The sequence below is a fragment of the Paraconexibacter antarcticus genome, assembly GCF_024220175.1.
Classification (GTDB): Bacteria; Actinomycetota; Thermoleophilia; order Solirubrobacterales; family Solirubrobacteraceae; genus Paraconexibacter; species Paraconexibacter antarcticus.
In genome coordinates this window covers 2,468,400-2,485,539 of the sequence record NZ_CP098502.1, presented here as the reverse complement: position 1 = coordinate 2,485,539, position 17,140 = coordinate 2,468,400, and the positions used below count along the sequence as shown (strand labels likewise).

The window sequence follows — 17,140 nt, the reverse complement described above, 5'->3', positions numbered from 1 at the left end:
GGCGCGACGGCCCGGCTACTGGCTCGAGGCGCTCAGCAGCCAGAGGCCGAGGCTCGTGAAGCCGACCATGATCGCGAGCATCCAGTACTGCGAGCGGGCGGCGTCCCGGGCCTTGCGGTAGAGCGCGAGCGCCCGGTCGTGGGCGAGCACGAGGCCCGCGGCGTGGCCGAGGACGAGCGCGGCGACCTGGATGTACCAGATGCCGGTCGCCTGGATGAAGTAGTCGATGCCCCGGTCCGCGGTGCCGAAGTAGTCGTGCCCGTCGCCGAGCGGGTCGGAGACGAGATAGGCCATCGCCTGCCCCTGGTAGAGGAGCGAGGAGACGTAGTGCGCGATGACGTACGCGAGCGAGATCGGGACGAGGGAGTGCGCGAACCGGCCGGCGAGCCCGGCCGGGCCCGACGTCCCGCCGACGCTCCGCATGCCGACGATCCCGAGGCGGTAGAGGCCGCCGACGACGAGCACGACCACGACGAGCCCGAGCGTCTCGGCGGCCTGCAGGGCGTGGCCGATGCTCAGGCCGAGGTTCTGGAAGAGGTCCTGGAGGTGCGGGACGAGCGAGAGCCACGTCGGCCCCTGCGAGAACCCGTCGAAGCTCGTCGTCCCGATCATCGTGCAGAGCAGGCCGACCGTGCCGGCGGTCACCGTGATGCCGGGCACGCCGCCGAGCCACGGGCGCGTGCGCAGCTCGCCGCCGCCGACGTACAGGGCGGGGATGCGTCCGTAGAACCCGAAGACGACGCCGAACGCGTCGGCGCGGTCGCACCACGTCTCCACGCCGTAGAGGCTCATGCCGACGAGCTGGATCGCGGCGTAGACGCAGGCCATCGTCGCGAGCTGGCTCGGGTCGTGGCGGGAGGTCGAGACGAGCTCCACCCAGGCGAAGACGAGGATGCCCGCCGCGGCGGGCCAGCGGCCGAGCCACGCGGGGTACTCGAGCGGCTCGGGCTGCGTCGCCCCGCCCGCCCGCGCGGCGAGCGTCCCGACGGCGCGACCGACCGCCCGCCACGGGTTGAAGGCACGGAAGACGTCGCCGAGGAGCAGGCTCAGGACCGGGAACCCGACCCAGAAGATGACGAAGATGACCGTCGGCGCGAGGTTCGCGTTCTCGTCATGGGCGCCCGCGAACCCGCACGGTGATGGCGAAGGCGAGGACGCCGAGCGCCCCGCAGACGATCTCGGCGGGCAGCCGCGGCACGCCGAGCAGCCGGCGGCCGGCTGGGGCGTCCTGGAGGCGCGGCTTCGGCCAGAGGGTCGCGAGCGCGACGAACGAGATGACGAGGACGGCGGCGGCGGCCCACGCGAACAGCCACTTCGGGATCGGGAGGTCCTGACGGCCGACGAGCCCGTGGGCGGAGGCGACGGCGGGCCCGAGGGCGGCGAGGGTCGTGCTCGCCACCAGCGCGGCGGCGAGGGTGCGCGCCGCGCAGGCTCTCACGGAGTGACCTTGAGCTCGGCGATCTGGACGCCGGCGTTCTCCAGTTCGATCTCGAAGATGCCGTCGATCTTCGCGGGGAAGTCGAAGCTCACCCTGCCGCCCTTCGCGACGTCCTTGTGGAAGTCGTAGCCGTGCACGTGGATCTCGTCGGCGACGTCCGAGGCGACGGTGAAGCGCACGTCGTCGCCCTTGGCGAACGTCAGCTTCTTGATGCCGCCGGCGGGCTTGCCGCCGGTGATGGTGATGACCGGCGTCGCCGGGGCCGGGGCCGCGGCGGTGCTCGTCGTGGCGGCGGTCGTGGTGCCGGAGGCGGCCGACGTCGTGGTCGCCGTGACCGACGCCACCGACGAGGAGCCCTTGTTGTCGTTCTTGCTCCCGTTCGCGATGACGAATCCCACGACGAGCACCGCCACCGCGACGGCGATGACGGCGATGCGCTGCCTCTGGCTCATGCGGCGCATCCTAGAACGACGCCGGGGCGGGCCGCGTCGGCGGCCCGCCCCGGAGGACGTCGGTACGGCAGCGGCTGTGTCAGCCGATCAGCACTTCGAGGTGGTCTTCACCGAGACCTTGTTCGTCGCGCCGGCGCCGTCGATGAACGTGAAGTCGCCGCCGAAGTTGTACTTCTTGCCGGTGCAGCCCGTGGAGACGATGTAGGGCGTGCCCTTGTAGGTCGCCTTGACCTTGGTGAGGAAGCGCGTGAGCGTGATCCGCAGGCCGAGGTTGTTGTAGTACGCCTTCGGGATGGAGACGGTCAGCTTGCTGCCGTACTTGCCCGTGTCCTTCGAGAGCTTCGCCGGGATGACGCCGGTGTCGTCGACCGGGTCGATCGTGCCCTTGGCCAGACGCAGGTAGAACGCGCCCTTCGGGCCGTTGAAGGCCTGGATCGTCGGGTTGGCGGCGAGCGTGCCGGGAGCCGGCTCGATCTTCGCGTTCGCGCTGCCGGAGCCGACCTTGGAGCCCGCCGGGCACTTGTCCGGCGTCGCGACGACGACGTTGATCGCGCAGGTCGGGAACTTCTTGTTGTTGAACTTCAGGTTCTTGTCGAAGTGGATGACCGCCTGCGAGGTGCCGAAGGTGCCGTCCGGCGTCGCGCCGGTGCCCTTCGTCGTCGTCGTGACGGTGAAGCCGATCGGGCGGGGCTTGGCCTTCGTGCCCTTCTTCCCCGTCGTCTTGACGGTGAGGCCCTGGTCGGCCGTCACGGCGGCCATGGCGACGGACACGATGCCGAACAGCGCGGCGATGGATACGGCCAAGAGCGCGACTTTGCGCATGCGTTCCTCCTGGGAACAGAACTCGGTGGGACGGGTGGACCCGCGGGTGATGAGGGAGAACTACCTGGTTTACGCCGGTCGACGCAAGCCTCTGCCCAGGTGACCATCGAACATCCGACGAGAAACCTTGAGCGACCATCGTCGGCAGCCGAACGATGAATACCGGTGCGCCGCCCGTCGATGTGGCGTCTGGACGAACGTCCGAGGCCGGCCGGTGCTGCTACGGTCCGCGACCCCGTGCGTGTCCCCGCCGACGTCGAGATCCCCGCGCCGATGTTCCCGGCCAAGCTGCCGTGGGTGAACGTCGCCCCGCTGCGGATGGACAAGCAGCGCGGCCGCCCGGTGCTCGTCGAGTTCTGGGACTTCCTCCGCGTCCCCTCGCTGCGGACGCTCCCGTACCTCAAGGCGTGGCACGAGCGGTACGGCGCCGTTCCCTCCCCCACGACCGGCCTGCGCGTCATCTCGGTGCACTGCGGCGGGTACCCCGCGTCCCAGGACGAGGCGGCGATCCGCGAGGCGGTGGGCCGGCTCGGGATCGAGCACCCGGTGCTCATCGACTCCGAGTTCGAGCTGTGGCGGATGTACGACAACCCGGGCTGGCCCGCGCGCTACCTCTTCTCCGGCGAGGGCCGGCTCGTCGACGTCCACCACGGCGAGGGCGGGTACCTCGAGACCGAGGCCGTCATCCGCGAGCTGCTCGAGGACGACGGCGACGACGTCGGCCTCCTGCGGGCCGAGGACGATCCCGAGGCGCTCGTCGTCGTCCCGACCGAGGACGTCGAGGGGCCGTACAGCGGCCCGTACGAGGCCGGCGGGGTCTGGGGCGTCTTCACCGGGGCCGGCACGGTCACGACGAACGGCATGGCGATGGAGCTCACGACCGCCGGGGCGTTCAACCTCGTCTGGCACGAGGAGCACACCGCCGGCGTGCTCGAGCTCGAGGTCGGCGAGGGCGTCGAGTGCCTCGCCACGTGCTTCACGCCGGGCCTCGCGCCGGCGGACGCGTAGCCGCCGCTCAGTCCCCCTCGCGGGTCTCCGCCGTCCCGAGGTCCTCGATGATGCGGACGAGGCGCGGCGGCCCGTCCGCGTCGACCTCGACGCCGCGTCCCGCCCAGTAGGGCGACTGCGGCCCCCCGCGGGTGAGGACCGGCTCGTCCGACCAGCAGCCGCAGTTGTGCAGCTGCGTCCCCGCCGGCGTGCGCCACGGCGCCGGATCGTCGTCCGGCAGCGGGCCGGCGCGGTGGGTGTGCCCGAAGACGACGTGCGGCGCGTCGACGCCGAGGCGCGCCAGCGCATCCCCCATCGCGGCGAGGCCGGCGTCGCGCAGCGCCTCCCCGGTGAGCTCGGCCTTCAGCGGGCCGATGCCGACGCGGTTCAGCCCGAGGATCCCCAGCGGGAAGAGCCCGGCGAGCGCCCGCGCGCGGAGCGGCCCGCGGTTCGACGACGAGAGCGTGTCCCACGCGGAGGCCGACGCGGAGCTGCCGCTCGGCCCGCGGGCCCAGCGCCCGTCCCGGGTCTCGGCGAGCGCGTCGAGGAACGCGTACATCGGCCCCAGGCGCGCCTCGAAGTCGTCCGGGGTCGCGGCGCCGGGGCCGGCGGGGAGCGGGCCCATGATCCGCGTCGTGATGCCGGCGCCGAGGCGCTCGAAGGCCGGCAGCGTCGTGACGCAGTCGAGGTAGTGCCCGTGCGTCGCGTAGACGTCCTCGCGCAGCCACAGGCCCGGGTAGCGGACGCTGAGCGTCGCGGGCGCGGCGGCCGCGGCGAGGCGGCGGACCGCGGGCGTCGCGCGCGGTCCGGCGGCCTCGTCGAGCGCGAGCGGTCGGGGTCGCCGGCGGGCACCCCGCGCGCGCAGCCACGGGGTGAGCAGCCCGTGGTCGTGGTTGCCGGGGACGAGGACGATCTCGCCGGCCGGGCCGAGGGCGGCGCCGATCGCGGCGAGGACCGGCTCGGCCATCGCGAGCGCGTCGCGGGCGGGGCCGTGCCGGAGCTCGATCGCGTCGCCGAGCAGCACGAGCCGGCCGGCCCCCTCGAGGTGGGCGCAGAAGGCGGCGAGCGGCTCCGGCCGCCGGAGCACGTCGGTCGCCCGCTGGGCGCCGAGGTGCAGGTCGCTGACGACGACGGTCCGCATGCGCGCCAGCGTAGTGCCGCGCGCGGCGCGCACCGCGAGGCGGGCGCGCCCGGCGGGCGGCTCAGGCCTCGGCGGCCGCCATCGCGACGCGGATCGGCTTCGGGAGCATGAAGCGGACGTCCTCCTGCATGACCTCGAACTCGCTGACGTCCGTCGTGCCGCGGTCGCGGAAGAACGAGACGACCTGCTGGACGAGCTCCTCCGGCGCGCTGGCCCCGGACGAGATGCCCACGGTCGCGGCTCCCTCGAGCCACGCCTCGTCGATCTGGGAGGCGTTGTCGATGAGGTGCGCGGGCGTGCCGAGCTCCTCGGCGACCTGCACGAGCCGGTTCGAGTTCGAGGAGTTCTGCGAGCCGATGACGAGGACGAGGTCGCACTGCGGCGCCATCTGCTTGACGGCGACCTGGCGGTTCGTCGTCGCGTAACAGATGTCGTCGGTGCGGGGCCCGGTGATCTGCGGGAAGCGCTCGCGCAGGCGGGCGATGATCGCCTTCGTCTCGTCGACGCTCAGCGTCGTCTGCGAGATGTACGCGACCTTCGACGGGTCCTCGAGCTCGAGGGCGTCGACGTCCGCCTCGGTCTCGACGAGGACGATGTGCTCGGGCGCCTCGCCCATCGTGCCCTCGACCTCCTCGTGGCCGTCGTGCCCGATGAGGACGATCGTGTAGCCGTCCTGCGCGAACTTCACCGCCTCGCGGTGGACCTTCGTCACGAGCGGGCAGGTCGCGTCGATCGTGCGCAGGCCGCGGCGCTCGGCGTCGGCGTGGACCATCGGCGAGACGCCGTGCGCGCTGAAGACCGTCATCGCGCCCTCGGGCACGGTGTCGTCGAGCTCGTCGATGAAGATGGCGCCCTTCGCCCGGAGCGTCTCGACGACGTGCTTGTTGTGGACGATCTCCTTGCGGACGTACACGGGCGGCCCGTAGAGCTCGAGGGCGCGCTCGACCGTCTGGACGGCGCGGTCGACGCCCGCGCAGTACCCACGGGGGGCGGCGAGCAGGAGCTTCTCGGGGGCGACGGGCATGGTCCTCATGGTACGGCGTCGCGCGCGCCGGGATACGCTCGTGGCGTGAAGCAGATCGCGGACGACGTCCACCTCATCACCGGGCTGCCGCCCTACGCCATCAACGCGTACCTCGTCGGCGACGTCCTCGTGGACGCGATGACGAAGCTCGACGCGGGCCGCATCCGCCGGGCGCTGCGCGGGCACGTGGTGACGGCCCACGTCCTCACCCACGCCCACCCCGACCACCAGGGCGCGAGCCACGCGATCTGCACCGAGCTCGACATCCCGCTGAGGGTCGGCGAGCTCGACGTCCCGCCCGCGGAGGACGCCTCGCTCATCGCCAAGCGGCAGCCGCCGCATCCGCTGAACACGCTCTTCGGGAAGGTCATGGCGGGGCCGGGACACCCGGTCGCCCGTGCGCTGCACGAGGGGGACGACGTCGCGGGTTTCACCGTGCTCGACACGCCGGGCCATAGCGCCGGCCACATCTCGCTCTGGCGCGAGCGCGACCGCGTGCTCATCCTCGGCGACGTCCTGAACAACCAGCATCCGCTCCTCGGCCTCCCGCGCGGGCTCCGCGAGCCGCTGGCGATCTTCACCCCCGACGCGGCCCGCAACCGCGAGTCGATCCGGCGCCTCGGGACGCTCGAGCCGGCGACCGTCCTCTTCGGCCACGGGCCGCCGCACCGGGACCCCGCGGCGTTCGCGGCGTTCTGCCGCTCCGTCTGAGCGCCCGGCCTCAGCGCACGCCGCGCAGGTACGCGACGACGGTCTCGCCGACCGCGTCGAGGGCGCGCACGTCGATGCGCTTCATGCCGTCCTTCAGCGTGTGCCCCGGGTAGGACCAGTCGATGAAGTCGACGGCGGGGACGCCGGCCCGGAGGAAGGGCGTGTGGTCGTCCTGGATGAGGACGCCCGTGCGGTCCGGGAAGACGGCGGCGACGCCGGCGCGCGTGGCGGCGGCGCGGACGTCGCCCCACAGCGCCCGGTCCGAGCTGCCCTCGCGCGGGAGCTGCAGGCGCCGCCCGCCGACGTAGTCGAGCAGCAGCATCGCCCGCGTCTGCCCCGGGTGCCGCGCCACGTAGGCCCGCGACCCGCGCAGGCCCGCGTGGTAGAAGTCGGCCTGCTCCTCCGGGAGCCCCGCGTCGGGCTCCTCGCCGTCGAAGAGGACGAACTTCAGCTCGGGCGCGCCGGCGGGGCGCCTGAGCGCCCGCAGGGCCCGCGCCACCTCGATGACGATCGCGCTGCCCGCCGCGCCGTTGTTCGCCCCGACGAAGCCCTTCGGCTTCACGAGCGTGTCGTAGTGGGCGCCGATGACGATGGCGGGCTTCGTGCCCGGCAGCGTGCCGACGATGTTGCGCAGCGGCTTCGCCGCCGTCGACCCCGGCAGCGGCTCGAAGCGGCCGTCGGGCAGCAGGGGCCGCAGCCGCTCGGCGAGCCGCGCGAGCTGCGGTGAGCCCGCGGGGCGCTGGCCGTAGCGGACCTGCTCGGCGGTGAGGCGGTACGCGGCCCGGGCGTCGAACGCCCGGGCCTTCGCGAGCGGCAGGGTGTCGGCGCGCGCGGCGGACGGCCCGCCCGTGAAGAGCGAGACGCTCGTGGCGAGGTAGACGAGCCCGGCGAGCAGCAGCAGCGGCGCCGCGAGCGCGGCGGCGAGCAGCGGCCCCGAGAGGTGGGTGCGGCCGATCCCGGGGCCGGCGTCCTCGTCGGGGCCCGCGTCCACGGCCGTCAGTCGTTCGCCGTCGCGGCGGCGAGGATGTGCTGGAACTTCTCGCGCGCGGCGGCCTGGCGCGTCGGGACGTGCTCGGTCGGGACCCCATCGAGCGGGGCCGTGTAGCCGCGCAGGAGCTGCCGCGCGACCGACTGGCGGTGCACCTCGTCGGGGCCGTCGTAGAGCCGCGCGGCCCGCGAGAAGCGGTACATCGCCTCGAGCGGCATGTCGGTCGAGTAGCCGAGCGAGCCGTGCGCCTGCAGGGCGCGGTCGACGACGTCGTGGAGCACGCCCGCCCCGAAGAACTTGATGAGGGCGATGTCGGTGCGCGCCGCGCTCGCCCCCTGCGTGTCCATCTTCCAGGCGGCGTGCAGCGTCATGAGGCGTGCCGCCTGCATCTGCGCCGCGGAGTCCGCGATCCAGTTCTGGACGGTCTGCTTGTCGGCGAGCAGGCCACCGTGGGCGTAGCGCGACTGGGCGCGCTCGCAGAGCATGTCGAAGGCGCGCTGGGAGACGCCGAGCCAGCGCATGCAGTGGTGGATGCGGCCGGGCCCGAGCCGGTGCTGGGCGATGAGGAAGCCGGCGCCCTCGTCGCCGAGGCGGTTCTCCACCGGGATGCGGACGTTCTCGTAGCGGATCTCCGCGTGGCCGCCGAGCTTGCCGAACTCCTCCTGCGGGTGCTCCATCGTCGAGACGTCGCGGAGGATGTTCACGCCGGGCGTGTCGACGGGGACGATGAACATCGTGGCGCGCTGGTGGGCGCGCGCGTCCGGGTCGGTGACCGCCATGACGATGAGGAAGTCGGCGATCGATGCGTTCGACGAGAACCACTTGTGGCCGTCGATGACGTACTCGTCGCCGTCGCGCACCGCGCGGGTCTGGAGCAGGGTCGGGTCGCTGCCGGCGGTGTGCGGCTCGGTCATCGAGAAGGCGGACTTCAGGTCGCCGTTCAGGAGCGGGTGCAGGTAGCGGTCCTTCTGCTCCTCGGTGCCGACGAGCGCGAGGATCTCGCTGTTGCCGCTGTCCGGCGCCTGGCAGCCGAAGGCGTTCGGCGCGAACGGGCTCGTGCCGAGGATCTCGTGCATGAGCCCGAGCTTCACCTGGCCGAAGCCCTGCCCGCCGAGCTCGGGCTCGAGGTGCGCGGCCCACAGGCCCCGGGCCTTGACCCGGGCCTGCAGCGGGGCGTAGATCGCGTCGACCTGCGCCTGGTCGAGCTCGCCGTAGATCGACTCGAGCGGCCAGATCTCCTCCCGGACGAACTCGCGCATCCACGCGAGCTGCTCCTCGAACTCGGGTTCGGTGCTGAAGTCCCACGCCATGTCGTGCTCTCCTGTCGTGCTTGCCGTCGTGACCGCTGCGGCCGAGTCTAGTCCCGGCGGCCGGGCCCGCCGGTCGCCGCCAGGAAGCCGAGCAGCAGGGCGCTGATGTCGGCGGGACGCTCCTGCTGGATCCAGTGGTCGGCGCCGTCGAGGATCTCGATGCGCAGGTCGTCGACGAGGCCGTCCATCGCGGCCGCGGGCATGAAGTGGCGCACCGGGTCGCGCGAGCCCTGGACGAAGAGCGCCGGGACCGTGACGTGCACGCCGTCCCACTCCCCCATCACCCGCTGGTTGCGATCGAGGTTGCGGTACCAGTTCAGCCCCCCGGTGAACCCCGTCCGCGCGTAGGCGGCGGCGAACACGCCGAGCTCGTCCTCGGTCATGGACGGCGGGCAGGGCGGGACGTCGTCCTCGACCTCGCCCCAGCTGCGTGACCACTGCCTCGTCGTCGCGAGCGTCCGGCGGACGTCGCGGGCGAGCATCGCCTCGGCGACGCCGGGCTCCTGGAAGTGGACGATGTAGAAGTCCTCGCCGAGGTGCTCGCGCATGATCGGCACCGGCGGCTCCGGCGCGCGCGGCAGGAACGGGACCGACAGGCCGGCGACGGCCTGCACGCGCTGCGGGTGGATCGCCGCCGTCCACCAGGCGGGCGGAGCGCCGCAGTCGTGGCCGACGACGGTGGCGCGCTCGAGGTGCAGCGCGTCGAGCACGCCGACCGCGTCGCGGACGAGGTGCAGGAGGTCGTACGTGTCCGGGTTCGCCGGCGCGGCGGTGCCGCCGACGCCGCGCAGGTCGGGCGCGAGCACGCGATAGCCCGCCTCGCCGAGCGCGCGGAGCTGGTGGCGCCAGGAGAACCACAGCTCCGGGAAGCCGTGCAGGAGCAGGACGGGCCGACCGTCCTCCGGGCCGCTGGAGGCGAGGTGGACGTCGATCCCGCCGGCGTGGAGCTGCTCGTGACGGACGCCCGGCAGGGCCGGCCAGTCGGTGAGCGGGACGGGGCCGGGCACGAGCGTCAGTGGACGGTCGCCGTGACGACCGTGTCGGCGTGCAGCGGGGTGCTCTCGCGGTTGCCGGCGCGGTCGACGCCGATCGACCAGAAGCGGTAGCGCGAGCCACGGCGGACGCGGACCCGGTACGCGGCCTTCGTGGTCGTGGCGATGCGGTGGGCCTTCCCGCCGTTCGACGCGCGCCAGATCTCCACCTTCCTCACGCCCGAGGCGACGCAGTACGCCGGCGCCGTGTCGCGGCTGCGGACGCGCAGGGTGACCCACCGGCCGCGCACGACCTTCGCGCTCGCGGTGAGCCGGGTGGACGGCGGACGGCGATCGGCGACGCGCGTGAGCGCGGCGGCCGCCCCGCCGTCGAGGATGCCCCACCCGAGGTCGGGGGTCCACCCGGTGCCGGCCGGACGGCGGGCGGTCTGCTTGAGGATCCGCACGATGTCGGTCGCGCTCAGGTCCGGATTCAGGTGACGAAGGTCCGCGGCGACCGCGGTGACCATCGGGGCGGCCATCGACGTCCCCTGGATGTAGGCGTACCGCGCGTCGCCGCCGAACGTCGTGCGGCAGTTGCACCCGGCTCCGAAGATCGTCGGCCGCTCGAGCTCGGTCGAGTTCGCCGGGAACGCGCCGAAGATGCCGCGGGGTCCGGCGCTCTGGTCGAACGAGCCGTAGGCGGCGAGCGAGATCTGGCTGCCGAAGCCGGCGAACGGCGACCGGGAGCCCGCGTGGTTCGCCGAGGTGACCGAGAGGCCCAGGCCCTGGGTCATGTCCGACCCGGAGCCGGTCGGCTGCAGGACGTTCGACGGGTCCCCCTGCTCCTGGACGGGATCGTCGGCGGCCGCGGCGACGAGCACGACGCCCTTGCTCACGGCGTAGTCGACCGCGTGGACGATCGCCGAGGCGGCGGGACGGCTGCCGTCGGTGCCGAAGCTCATGTTGATCGCGTCGGCGCCGGCGTCGACGGCGGCCATGATCGACTCGGCGATGCTCGAGTCCGAGAGGTCGCTCTTCACGATGATGAGCCCGCAGTCGTGCCCTGCGCCCGCCAGCCCGACGCCGTTGCCCGCGTCCGCGCAGGCGAGGGACGCGACGTGCGTCCCGTGCCCGACCTGGTCGGTCCCCGGGCCGGGCGCCCCGGCCGTCGTGTCCTTGTCGACGAGCGCGTGGATCCGCGACGCGAGCTCCGGGTGGCTCGCGTCCGCCCCGGTGTCGATGACGGCGACGGTCGCGCCCTCGCTGTTCGGCACCAGGTCCCACAGCTGCGGCAGGTCCTCGGCGGCCGCCCACCACTCGACGACGGTGCCGGGCGGGGTCCCCGGGGCCGTCTCCGGGGTCGTGAAGGCCGGGTCGTCCGGCACGACGCGCAGCTGGGCGCGGTGCTCGACCTCGACGGACTGCACGCCCGGCAGCGCGCGCAGCGCGGCGGCCGTCGCGCGGGGGGCGGCGCCGGCGGCCGGGCGGACCGTGAGCAGGCGCAGGCGCGGGTCGACGGGGCCGGCCACGCGGGCCCCGGTGGCCCGGAGACCGGCGCTCGCCGCATGGGCGATGACGCCGGGCGCGGAGGCCTTCAGCGTGACGAGCAGGCGGCCCGTCGGCGGGTCGGGGGCGGCGGACGCCGTCGCGGCGGCGGGCCCGGTGAGCGCCAGGGCCAGGGCGGTGAGGACGGCAGGGGCGTGGCGGCCCCGCGCGGGGCCCCGGGCGCGCACGAAGCGAGCTGCGGCGCTAGTACCCGAGGGCGAACTTCGCGTCTTCGCTCATGCGGTCGGGCGTCCACGGCGGCATGAACGTCATCTCCACCGAGACGGACTCGACCCCGTCGAGCTCGCTGACGAACTCCTCGATCTGCTCGGTGACCTGCGGGCCGATCGGGCAGCCGGGCGAGGTGAGCGAGAACTGCACGTGCACGTTCCCCCCTCCGATGTCGATCCCGTAGATGAGGCCGAGCTCGACGAAATCGAGACCCAGCTCCGGGTCGATCACGTTGCTCAGTGCGGCTTCGACGTCGTCGACGGTGACCATGGAGGCAGTGTAGAGACACCCCTTCCCGGCAGCGCAGCCTCCGGGGCGGCGAAGCGTCCCGCGACAGCGCGACGCAGCTTGGACACCTCGCTCGAACGCGCCAACTTGACATGGTGTCCATGTGAGATTGCGCACACCGTGCCCGGTGGGTAGGGTCGCGTCATCGTCTCGTTCAGCGAACAGACCGGATTACTGATCTGTAAGGGCGACGAGGACCGCACGACCCAGGCACGACGCCGCCGTGCGCTGTCCCGCTCGCTCGCGTCCACCGTGGACGTGCGCGTCGACCTCAGCGAGCTCGTGTTCGCCGACGCCTCGCTCATGGTCGACCTCGCGATGGTCGCGCGGCGGCTGCGGAAGGCCGGGCGGCGCCTGTACCTGCAGGACGCGCAGCCGCAGATCCGCAGGCTCATCGAGATCGTCGGCCTCGACCGGCTCGCCGGGGTGACGATCGCGCCGCTCCCCGCCTGAGCCCGGGCCGCCGACCCCCTACCCTGGAGGGCGCGATGCCCTTCCTCCTGCTCGCCCTCATCGTCGTCCCGATCGTCGAGCTGTACGTGATCATCAAGGTCGGCGAGTCGATCGGCGTCCTCTGGACGATCGCGCTGCTCATCGGCGACTCGATCCTCGGCGGCTGGCTTATGCGGTCGCAGGGCCGCCGCGCCTGGATGCGCTTCACGGCCGCCATGTCGGAGGGCCGCGTCCCCGCGAAGGAGACGGTCGACGGCGCGCTCGTCATCTTCGGCGGCGCCTTCCTCATGACGCCGGGCTTCATCAGTGACCTCTTCGGGTTCGCGCTGCTCGCGCCGCCGACCCGCGTGATGGCCCGTCGCGCGCTCATGCGCCGCTTCAGCGCCGGGCTCGGCTTCGTCCGCCTGGGTCCGTTCGGCGGTGGCGGGCCGTTCGGCGGCGGCGCGTCCGGCGGCGACCCCTTCGGCCGGCCCTCCGGCGGTCCGCGTCGCGCCCCCCGGGGGGACGCCGACGTCGAGGGCACCGCCGTCGAGGTCGACCCCCGCGAGCTCCCGCCGAACCGCCGGTAGGAACGCCCGCCCGGCGGCACCGCGACGCAACCGGCGGCGCCGACCGGCGAGAATGGCCCCTATGGCGATCACCAGCGCGCACGAGCAGCCGCAGCCGTCCTCGTCCGCCGCGTTCAGCGACGCGGTCACGTTCGCGTTCGGCGACCCGGCGGCCGACGTCTACGGCGTCGCGCGGGTCGGGCTGTCCACCGGGCCCGACGGCGAGCCGCAGGGCAGCGGCCTGGCCATCGTCTTCACCGGCCGCGAGCCCGTGGCGGTCCGCGCGGCCGGCGGCCTCCCGGTCGCGGAGCCGTCCTTCGACGCGGTTGACGCCGCCGGGGTCCGTACGACGACGGTCACGCCCCTGCGCGAGTGGACGCTGTCCTTCACGGGCGAGGACGGCACCGTCGGCTTCGCGCTGACCTACACCGCCCTGAGCGAGCCCGGCGAGGTCGAGCCGGGCAGCGCCGCGGCGAAGCACGGCGGCATGGAGGGCTACGAGCAGCTCTGCCGCGTCACCGGGACCGCGCAGGTGCGCGGCGGGACCCGCGCCATCGACTGCCTCGGCCAGCGCGGGCACTCGTGGGGCGCGCCCGACTGGGACAGGCTCACGCTCGCCCGCACGGTCAGCGCCTGGGCCGGCGAGGACCTGGGCGTCGCGCTGACGAGCGTCCGGCCGGTGAAGGCGAAGAGCCACGCCGACGAGGCGGTGGCCGCGGCGATCTTCGCGGCGCCGGCCGACGACGCGCCGGGCCTCGCGGTCGCGATCGCGCCGGACGAGGCGCGCCTGTCGACGACGTACGACGGCGAGGGGCGACAGCGCCGGGCCGGCCTTGAGATCTACGAGACCGAGGAGGGCTACCCGCACCGCGGCGCCGGGGACGTCATCTGCGGGACGTCGCTCGACCTCGGGCGCCTGCGTCTGGACTGCGCGTTCTTCCGCTGGCAGCTGGACGGCCGGGAGGGTGTCGGTCGCTACGACATCCTGCGCCGGGTGGAGGACCTCGCATGAGCGACATCGCGATCACGACGGTCGTCAGCGACTACGGCGGCGTCCTCACCACGCCGCTCGCCGATGCGTTCGTGCAGATCAACGAGCGGCACGACCTCGAGCCCGAGGCGCTCGGCGCCGCGATGGCCCGGGCGGGCGAGCAGGTCGGCAAGAACCTCCTCTTCGAGCTCGAGTGCGGCCGCATCGCCGAGGTCGAGTTCCTCGCCCTGCTCGGGGCGCAGCTCTCCGCCGACCTCGGCCGCACGGTCGATCTCTCGCGCTTCTCCGAGCACTACTTCGAGGGCCTCTCCCCCAACACGCCGATGATCGACGAGCTCGTCGCCGTGCGGGCGGCGGGGTACCGGATGGGCCTGCTGACGAACAACGTCGTCGAGTGGGGCCCGCGGTGGCGGCCCACCGTGCCCGTCGACGAGCTGTTCGACGACGTCGTCGACTCGGCCTTCGTGGGGATGCGCAAGCCCGACCCGCGGATCTACGAGCTCACGTGCGAGCGGCTCGGCGTCACGCCGCACGAGTGCGTCTTCGTCGACGACTTCGCGCACAACTGCGAGGCGGCCGCGGCGCTCGGCATGACCGTCGTGTGGTTCCAGGAGACCGAGGACGCCATCGCCGAGCTGCGCCGCGTCCTCGCCGAGCGCGGGGCCCCGCCGCTGACCGGGGGTGCGTGAGCGATGTACCTCATCGCCATGGCCCTCTCCGGCCTCGTCATCGGCGGCCTCGCGCGGCTCTCGCTGCCCGGCCGCGACCCGATGAGCATCTGGGCGACGATGGGCCTCGGCATCGCCGGGTCGCTCATCGGCGCGCTCGTCGTCCTGCTCATCGCCGGCAGCAGCTACGGGGCCGGGCTCCCCGTGAGCATCGCCTGCTCGTCGCTCATCCTCTACGTCGTGCGGCGCCGCCGTGGCGGCGGCCTGACCGACCCCGGCATCCGCTGAGGCGACCGCGGCCCGCACCGCGGCGGCGCGACCGGCGGGCGGCCGGCGTCGCGTGGCCGGCGGCCGGGTCAGGCGGCCACCGCGAAGGTCAGCGTGCGGGTCGCGACGTCGGCGGCCTCGAGCGTGAGCTCGACCGCCGTGCCGGCGGTGAGCTGCGCCCCGGGGATGCGGGTGCGGACCGCCGGTGCGGTGAGCTGGACGAGGTCGTCGTCGATCGCGACGGCGGGGAAGCGCTCACCGACGCGGTCCGCCAGCAGGACGGTCTCGACGAGGTCGATCGCGGCGCGCTCGGCCCTGTTCGCGCGCTGGGTGCCGGTCGCCATCTCGCCCGGGAGCACCGGCAGCGCGGGGCGCACGTCGGGCGGCGGGTCCGCCCCCGCCGCCAGCGCGGCGCAGAGCTCGAGGACGTAGCGGTCGGCCAGCCGGCGCAGCGGTGCCGTCACGTGGGCGTACGGCGCGGCGATGGCGAAGTGCAGCGCGTCCGCGGCGTCCGGCGCCTGCCCGTCGAACGCCGTGTAGCCGGCGCCGCGGCCGGCCCCGGCCGCCTGGTGCAGGAGCGCCGCGGGGGCGGGCACGGCCGGGTCGAGCGTGCGGATCCACTCCGGGTAGGACACGCCGTCGGGCCACGGCGCGCCGAGGGCGACGGAGGCGGCGCGCAGGCGGCGGAGGGCCTTCTCGTCGGGGGCGGGCTGGGTGCGCAGCAGCCCGACGCCCGCGCGGACCATGAGGTCGGCCGCCGCGATGCCGGTGAGCAGCGAGATCTGCGCGTTCCAGTCCTCGGTGGGCCGGGCGGCGCGGTAGGCGATCGACCAGCCGCCGCCCGTGCGGGTGACCTCCTGCTCGGGCACCCGGAGCGAGACGCCGCCGCGCGCCTGCTCGATCGCGATGCGCCGCTCGCCGATCTCCTGCAGGAGGGTGCGGAGCTCGCCGTCCACCGAGTCGTAGTCCAGGCGCGCGGCCGAGCGGACGGTGGCGCGGCGCAGCTCGGTCGCGACGAGCGCGCCGTCCGCGTCGAGGTCGAGCTGCCAGACGAACGCCGGGCGGTCGACGCCGGGCAGCAGGCTCGCCCCGCCCTCCGAGAGCGCCGGCGGATGCAGCGGGATGCGGCGGTCGGGGAGGTACGTCGTGACGGCGCGCGCGTGGGCCTCGCGGTCGATGGCGTCGCCGGGAGCGACGAAGGCCCCGACGTCCGCGATGGTGTAGCTCACGCGGTAGCCGCCGCCCGGCCGCCGGGCGAGGTGCATCGCCTGGTCGAGGTCCATCGAGCCCGGCGCGTCGATCGTCGCGAACGGGAGGTCGAGGGACGGGTGGGCGGTCGCGGGCGCCGGCGCGCCCGGGGGCGCCGGCGCCGGGGGCGCGGCGGCCGCCGCGACGCGGTCGGCCTCGGCGAGCGCGTCCGGCGGGAAGGCGGCGGGCAGCTCGAGCTCGACGCGGATCGCCTCCACGCCGTCGGCGATCGCGTCGGGCGGGGTGACGTGGACGACGCGCGGCGGCATCGCCGCAGCCTATGCGCGGCGGCGGCCGGTCAGCAGCCGTCGACGCCGCAGCTGTCGCCGTCGGCGACGACGGTGATCGGCTCCGGTGCGCGGGCGGCCCAGCCGCGGCGCAGGAGCTCGAGCAGCTGCTCGGGCGGGTGGGCGCCGGACGCGCCCATGGCGCGGTCGACGACGAAGAACGGGACGCCCTGCACGCCGAAGCCGTACGCCGTCTCCTCGTCCGCGCGGACGTCCGCCGCGAACCGGTCGGAGGCGAGCATCGCGCGGACCTCGCCCGAGTCGAGGCCCGCGTCGGTCCCGAGGCGCACGAGCGTCTCGTGGTCGGACATGAGCTCGCCCTCGGTGAGGTAGGCGCGCATCAGCCGCTCCTTCATCGCGTCCTGGAGGCCGTGCTCGGCTGAGAGGTGCAGGAGGCGGTGCCCGTCGAAGGTGTTGCCGCTGCGCAGACGCTCGAAGTGGAAATCCAGGCCGTCGCCGGCGGCCATCGCCGTCATCTCGTCGAGCTTGGCCTGGCCCTCCTCCGGCGTCATGCCGTACTTGCGCGCCAGCATCGCCGCGTAGTCGCCGGTGCGCTCCGCCGGGGCGTTCGGGTCGAGCTCGAAGCTCCGCCAGGTGACGGTCACCGCATCCCTGTGCTCGAACCGCTCGAGGGCGGCCTCGAAGCGGCGCTTGCCGACGTAGCACCAGGGGCAGGCGATGTCCGACCAGATCTCGACGTTCATGCCGCCCAGGCTAGCGGTGAAGTCCCGCGTCCCTACGAGGCCGCGACGTTGTGAGGCGCAGCC

20 protein-coding genes are annotated in these 17,140 nt (G+C 74.0%); 7 read left to right on the top strand and 13 right to left on the bottom strand.

What is annotated here, in order from left to right; all coding sequences use genetic code 11:
* Positions 1-15: 15 nt before the first annotated feature.
* From NBH00_RS12215 to NBH00_RS12200, 4 genes are all read right to left on the bottom strand, one after another.
* Entirely contained in the window at positions 16-876 is an 861-nt protein-coding gene (locus NBH00_RS12215) for a hypothetical protein (protein ID WP_254573595.1), read from the bottom strand.
* 235 nt (positions 877-1,111) lie between these two features.
* Positions 1,112-1,438 (bottom strand): hypothetical protein, encoded by a 327-nt coding sequence (locus NBH00_RS12210; protein ID WP_254573594.1) that lies wholly within the window; start codon positions 1,436-1,438, stop codon positions 1,112-1,114.
* Positions 1,435-1,890 carry a hypothetical protein gene (locus NBH00_RS12205; RefSeq protein WP_254573593.1) on the bottom strand — a complete coding sequence of 152 codons (456 nt, stop codon included), beginning with the start codon at positions 1,888-1,890 and terminating at the stop codon, positions 1,435-1,437. Before NBH00_RS12205 ends, NBH00_RS12210 begins: the two co-directional genes overlap by 4 nt.
* A gap of 87 nt (positions 1,891-1,977) precedes the next feature.
* Positions 1,978-2,712, bottom strand: coding sequence for a hypothetical protein (locus NBH00_RS12200; protein WP_254573592.1), 735 nt, complete (start codon positions 2,710-2,712; stop codon positions 1,978-1,980).
* Between the two features lie 237 nt (positions 2,713-2,949).
* On the opposite strand from NBH00_RS12200, the gene NBH00_RS12195 reads away from it, so the two are divergent.
* On the top strand, positions 2,950-3,720 hold the full coding sequence (locus NBH00_RS12195; protein WP_254573591.1) for a thioredoxin domain-containing protein: 771 nt from the start codon (positions 2,950-2,952) through the stop codon (positions 3,718-3,720).
* A gap of 7 nt (positions 3,721-3,727) precedes the next feature.
* Here the strand turns inward: NBH00_RS12195 and NBH00_RS12190 are convergent, their stop codons facing one another.
* A complete protein-coding gene (locus tag NBH00_RS12190) occupies positions 3,728-4,840 on the bottom strand; it encodes a metallophosphoesterase family protein (protein ID WP_254573590.1) in 1,113 nt (370 codons plus the stop codon).
* A 61-nt stretch (positions 4,841-4,901) separates the two neighbouring features.
* The gene (locus NBH00_RS12185; RefSeq protein ID WP_254573589.1) at positions 4,902-5,864 is read right to left on the bottom strand and encodes a 4-hydroxy-3-methylbut-2-enyl diphosphate reductase; all 963 of its coding nucleotides are present in this window, start codon (positions 5,862-5,864) and stop codon (positions 4,902-4,904) included.
* A 45-nt stretch (positions 5,865-5,909) separates the two neighbouring features.
* On the opposite strand from NBH00_RS12185, the gene NBH00_RS12180 reads away from it, so the two are divergent.
* Entirely contained in the window at positions 5,910-6,575 is a 666-nt protein-coding gene (locus NBH00_RS12180) for an MBL fold metallo-hydrolase (RefSeq protein ID WP_254573588.1), read from the top strand.
* Between the two features lie 10 nt (positions 6,576-6,585).
* On the opposite strand, the gene NBH00_RS12175 is transcribed toward NBH00_RS12180, so the two are convergent.
* From NBH00_RS12175 to NBH00_RS12155, 5 genes are read right to left on the bottom strand one after another with little or no spacing between them, the layout of a single operon-like run.
* Positions 6,586-7,566, bottom strand: a complete 981-nt coding sequence (locus NBH00_RS12175) for a M28 family metallopeptidase (RefSeq protein ID WP_254573587.1) — start codon at positions 7,564-7,566, stop codon at positions 6,586-6,588.
* A 5-nt stretch (positions 7,567-7,571) separates the two neighbouring features.
* The gene (locus NBH00_RS12170) at positions 7,572-8,873 is read right to left on the bottom strand and encodes an acyl-CoA dehydrogenase family protein (protein ID WP_254573586.1); all 1,302 of its coding nucleotides are present in this window, start codon (positions 8,871-8,873) and stop codon (positions 7,572-7,574) included.
* A gap of 47 nt (positions 8,874-8,920) precedes the next feature.
* Positions 8,921-9,880: an alpha/beta fold hydrolase gene (locus tag NBH00_RS12165; protein ID WP_254573585.1), complete on the bottom strand. Its 960-nt coding sequence runs from the start codon at positions 9,878-9,880 to the stop codon at positions 8,921-8,923.
* Between the two features lie 5 nt (positions 9,881-9,885).
* The gene (locus tag NBH00_RS12160; RefSeq protein WP_254573584.1) at positions 9,886-11,580 is read right to left on the bottom strand and encodes a S8 family peptidase; all 1,695 of its coding nucleotides are present in this window, start codon (positions 11,578-11,580) and stop codon (positions 9,886-9,888) included.
* 16 nt (positions 11,581-11,596) lie between these two features.
* Positions 11,597-11,893 carry a metal-sulfur cluster assembly factor gene (locus NBH00_RS12155; RefSeq protein ID WP_254573583.1) on the bottom strand — a complete coding sequence of 99 codons (297 nt, stop codon included), beginning with the start codon at positions 11,891-11,893 and terminating at the stop codon, positions 11,597-11,599.
* A 162-nt stretch (positions 11,894-12,055) separates the two neighbouring features.
* Here NBH00_RS12155 and NBH00_RS12150 point away from each other — a divergent pair, with 162 nt between their 5' ends.
* From NBH00_RS12150 to NBH00_RS12130, 5 genes are all read left to right on the top strand, one after another.
* A complete protein-coding gene (locus NBH00_RS12150) occupies positions 12,056-12,364 on the top strand; it encodes an STAS domain-containing protein (RefSeq protein WP_367401324.1) in 309 nt (102 codons plus the stop codon).
* Positions 12,365-12,399: 35 nt separating this feature from the next.
* Complete coding sequence (locus NBH00_RS12145) at positions 12,400-12,933, top strand: FxsA family protein (RefSeq protein WP_254573582.1); 534 nt, start codon at positions 12,400-12,402, stop codon at positions 12,931-12,933.
* A 61-nt stretch (positions 12,934-12,994) separates the two neighbouring features.
* Entirely contained in the window at positions 12,995-13,924 is a 930-nt protein-coding gene (locus NBH00_RS12140) for a DUF7064 domain-containing protein (RefSeq protein WP_254573581.1), read from the top strand.
* Positions 13,921-14,592, top strand: coding sequence for an HAD family hydrolase (locus NBH00_RS12135; RefSeq protein ID WP_254573580.1), 672 nt, complete (start codon positions 13,921-13,923; stop codon positions 14,590-14,592). Before NBH00_RS12140 ends, NBH00_RS12135 begins: the two co-directional genes overlap by 4 nt.
* Before the next feature lie 3 nt (positions 14,593-14,595).
* On the top strand, positions 14,596-14,859 hold the full coding sequence (locus NBH00_RS12130; protein WP_254573579.1) for a GlsB/YeaQ/YmgE family stress response membrane protein: 264 nt from the start codon (positions 14,596-14,598) through the stop codon (positions 14,857-14,859).
* Positions 14,860-14,927: 68 nt separating this feature from the next.
* Here NBH00_RS12130 and NBH00_RS12125 read toward each other — a convergent pair whose 3' ends face one another.
* The gene (locus NBH00_RS12125) at positions 14,928-16,355 is read right to left on the bottom strand and encodes an RNB domain-containing ribonuclease (RefSeq protein ID WP_254573578.1); all 1,428 of its coding nucleotides are present in this window, start codon (positions 16,353-16,355) and stop codon (positions 14,928-14,930) included.
* Between the two features lie 29 nt (positions 16,356-16,384).
* On the bottom strand, positions 16,385-17,077 hold the full coding sequence (locus NBH00_RS12120) for a DsbA family oxidoreductase (RefSeq protein ID WP_254573577.1): 693 nt from the start codon (positions 17,075-17,077) through the stop codon (positions 16,385-16,387).
* Between the last annotated feature and the right edge of the window lie 63 nt (positions 17,078-17,140).

Coding starts and splice junctions, on each gene's coding strand:
- NBH00_RS12205 (WP_254573593.1), bottom strand. CDS start 1,890: ATGAGCCAGAGGCAGCGCATCGCCGTCATCGCCGTCGCGGTGGCGGTG.
- NBH00_RS12200 (WP_254573592.1), bottom strand. CDS start 2,712: ATGCGCAAAGTCGCGCTCTTGGCCGTATCCATCGCCGCGCTGTTCGGC.
- NBH00_RS12190 (WP_254573590.1), bottom strand. CDS start 4,840: ATGCGGACCGTCGTCGTCAGCGACCTGCACCTCGGCGCCCAGCGGGCG.
- NBH00_RS12185 (WP_254573589.1), bottom strand. CDS start 5,864: ATGCCCGTCGCCCCCGAGAAGCTCCTGCTCGCCGCCCCCCGTGGGTAC.
- NBH00_RS12170 (WP_254573586.1), bottom strand. CDS start 8,873: ATGGCGTGGGACTTCAGCACCGAACCCGAGTTCGAGGAGCAGCTCGCG.
- NBH00_RS12155 (WP_254573583.1), bottom strand. CDS start 11,893: ATGGTCACCGTCGACGACGTCGAAGCCGCACTGAGCAACGTGATCGAC.
- NBH00_RS12145 (WP_254573582.1), top strand. CDS start 12,400: ATGCCCTTCCTCCTGCTCGCCCTCATCGTCGTCCCGATCGTCGAGCTG.
- NBH00_RS12140 (WP_254573581.1), top strand. CDS start 12,995: ATGGCGATCACCAGCGCGCACGAGCAGCCGCAGCCGTCCTCGTCCGCC.
- NBH00_RS12135 (WP_254573580.1), top strand. CDS start 13,921: ATGAGCGACATCGCGATCACGACGGTCGTCAGCGACTACGGCGGCGTC.
- NBH00_RS12130 (WP_254573579.1), top strand. CDS start 14,596: ATGTACCTCATCGCCATGGCCCTCTCCGGCCTCGTCATCGGCGGCCTC.
- NBH00_RS12125 (WP_254573578.1), bottom strand. CDS start 16,355: ATGCCGCCGCGCGTCGTCCACGTCACCCCGCCCGACGCGATCGCCGAC.
- NBH00_RS12120 (WP_254573577.1), bottom strand. CDS start 17,077: ATGAACGTCGAGATCTGGTCGGACATCGCCTGCCCCTGGTGCTACGTC.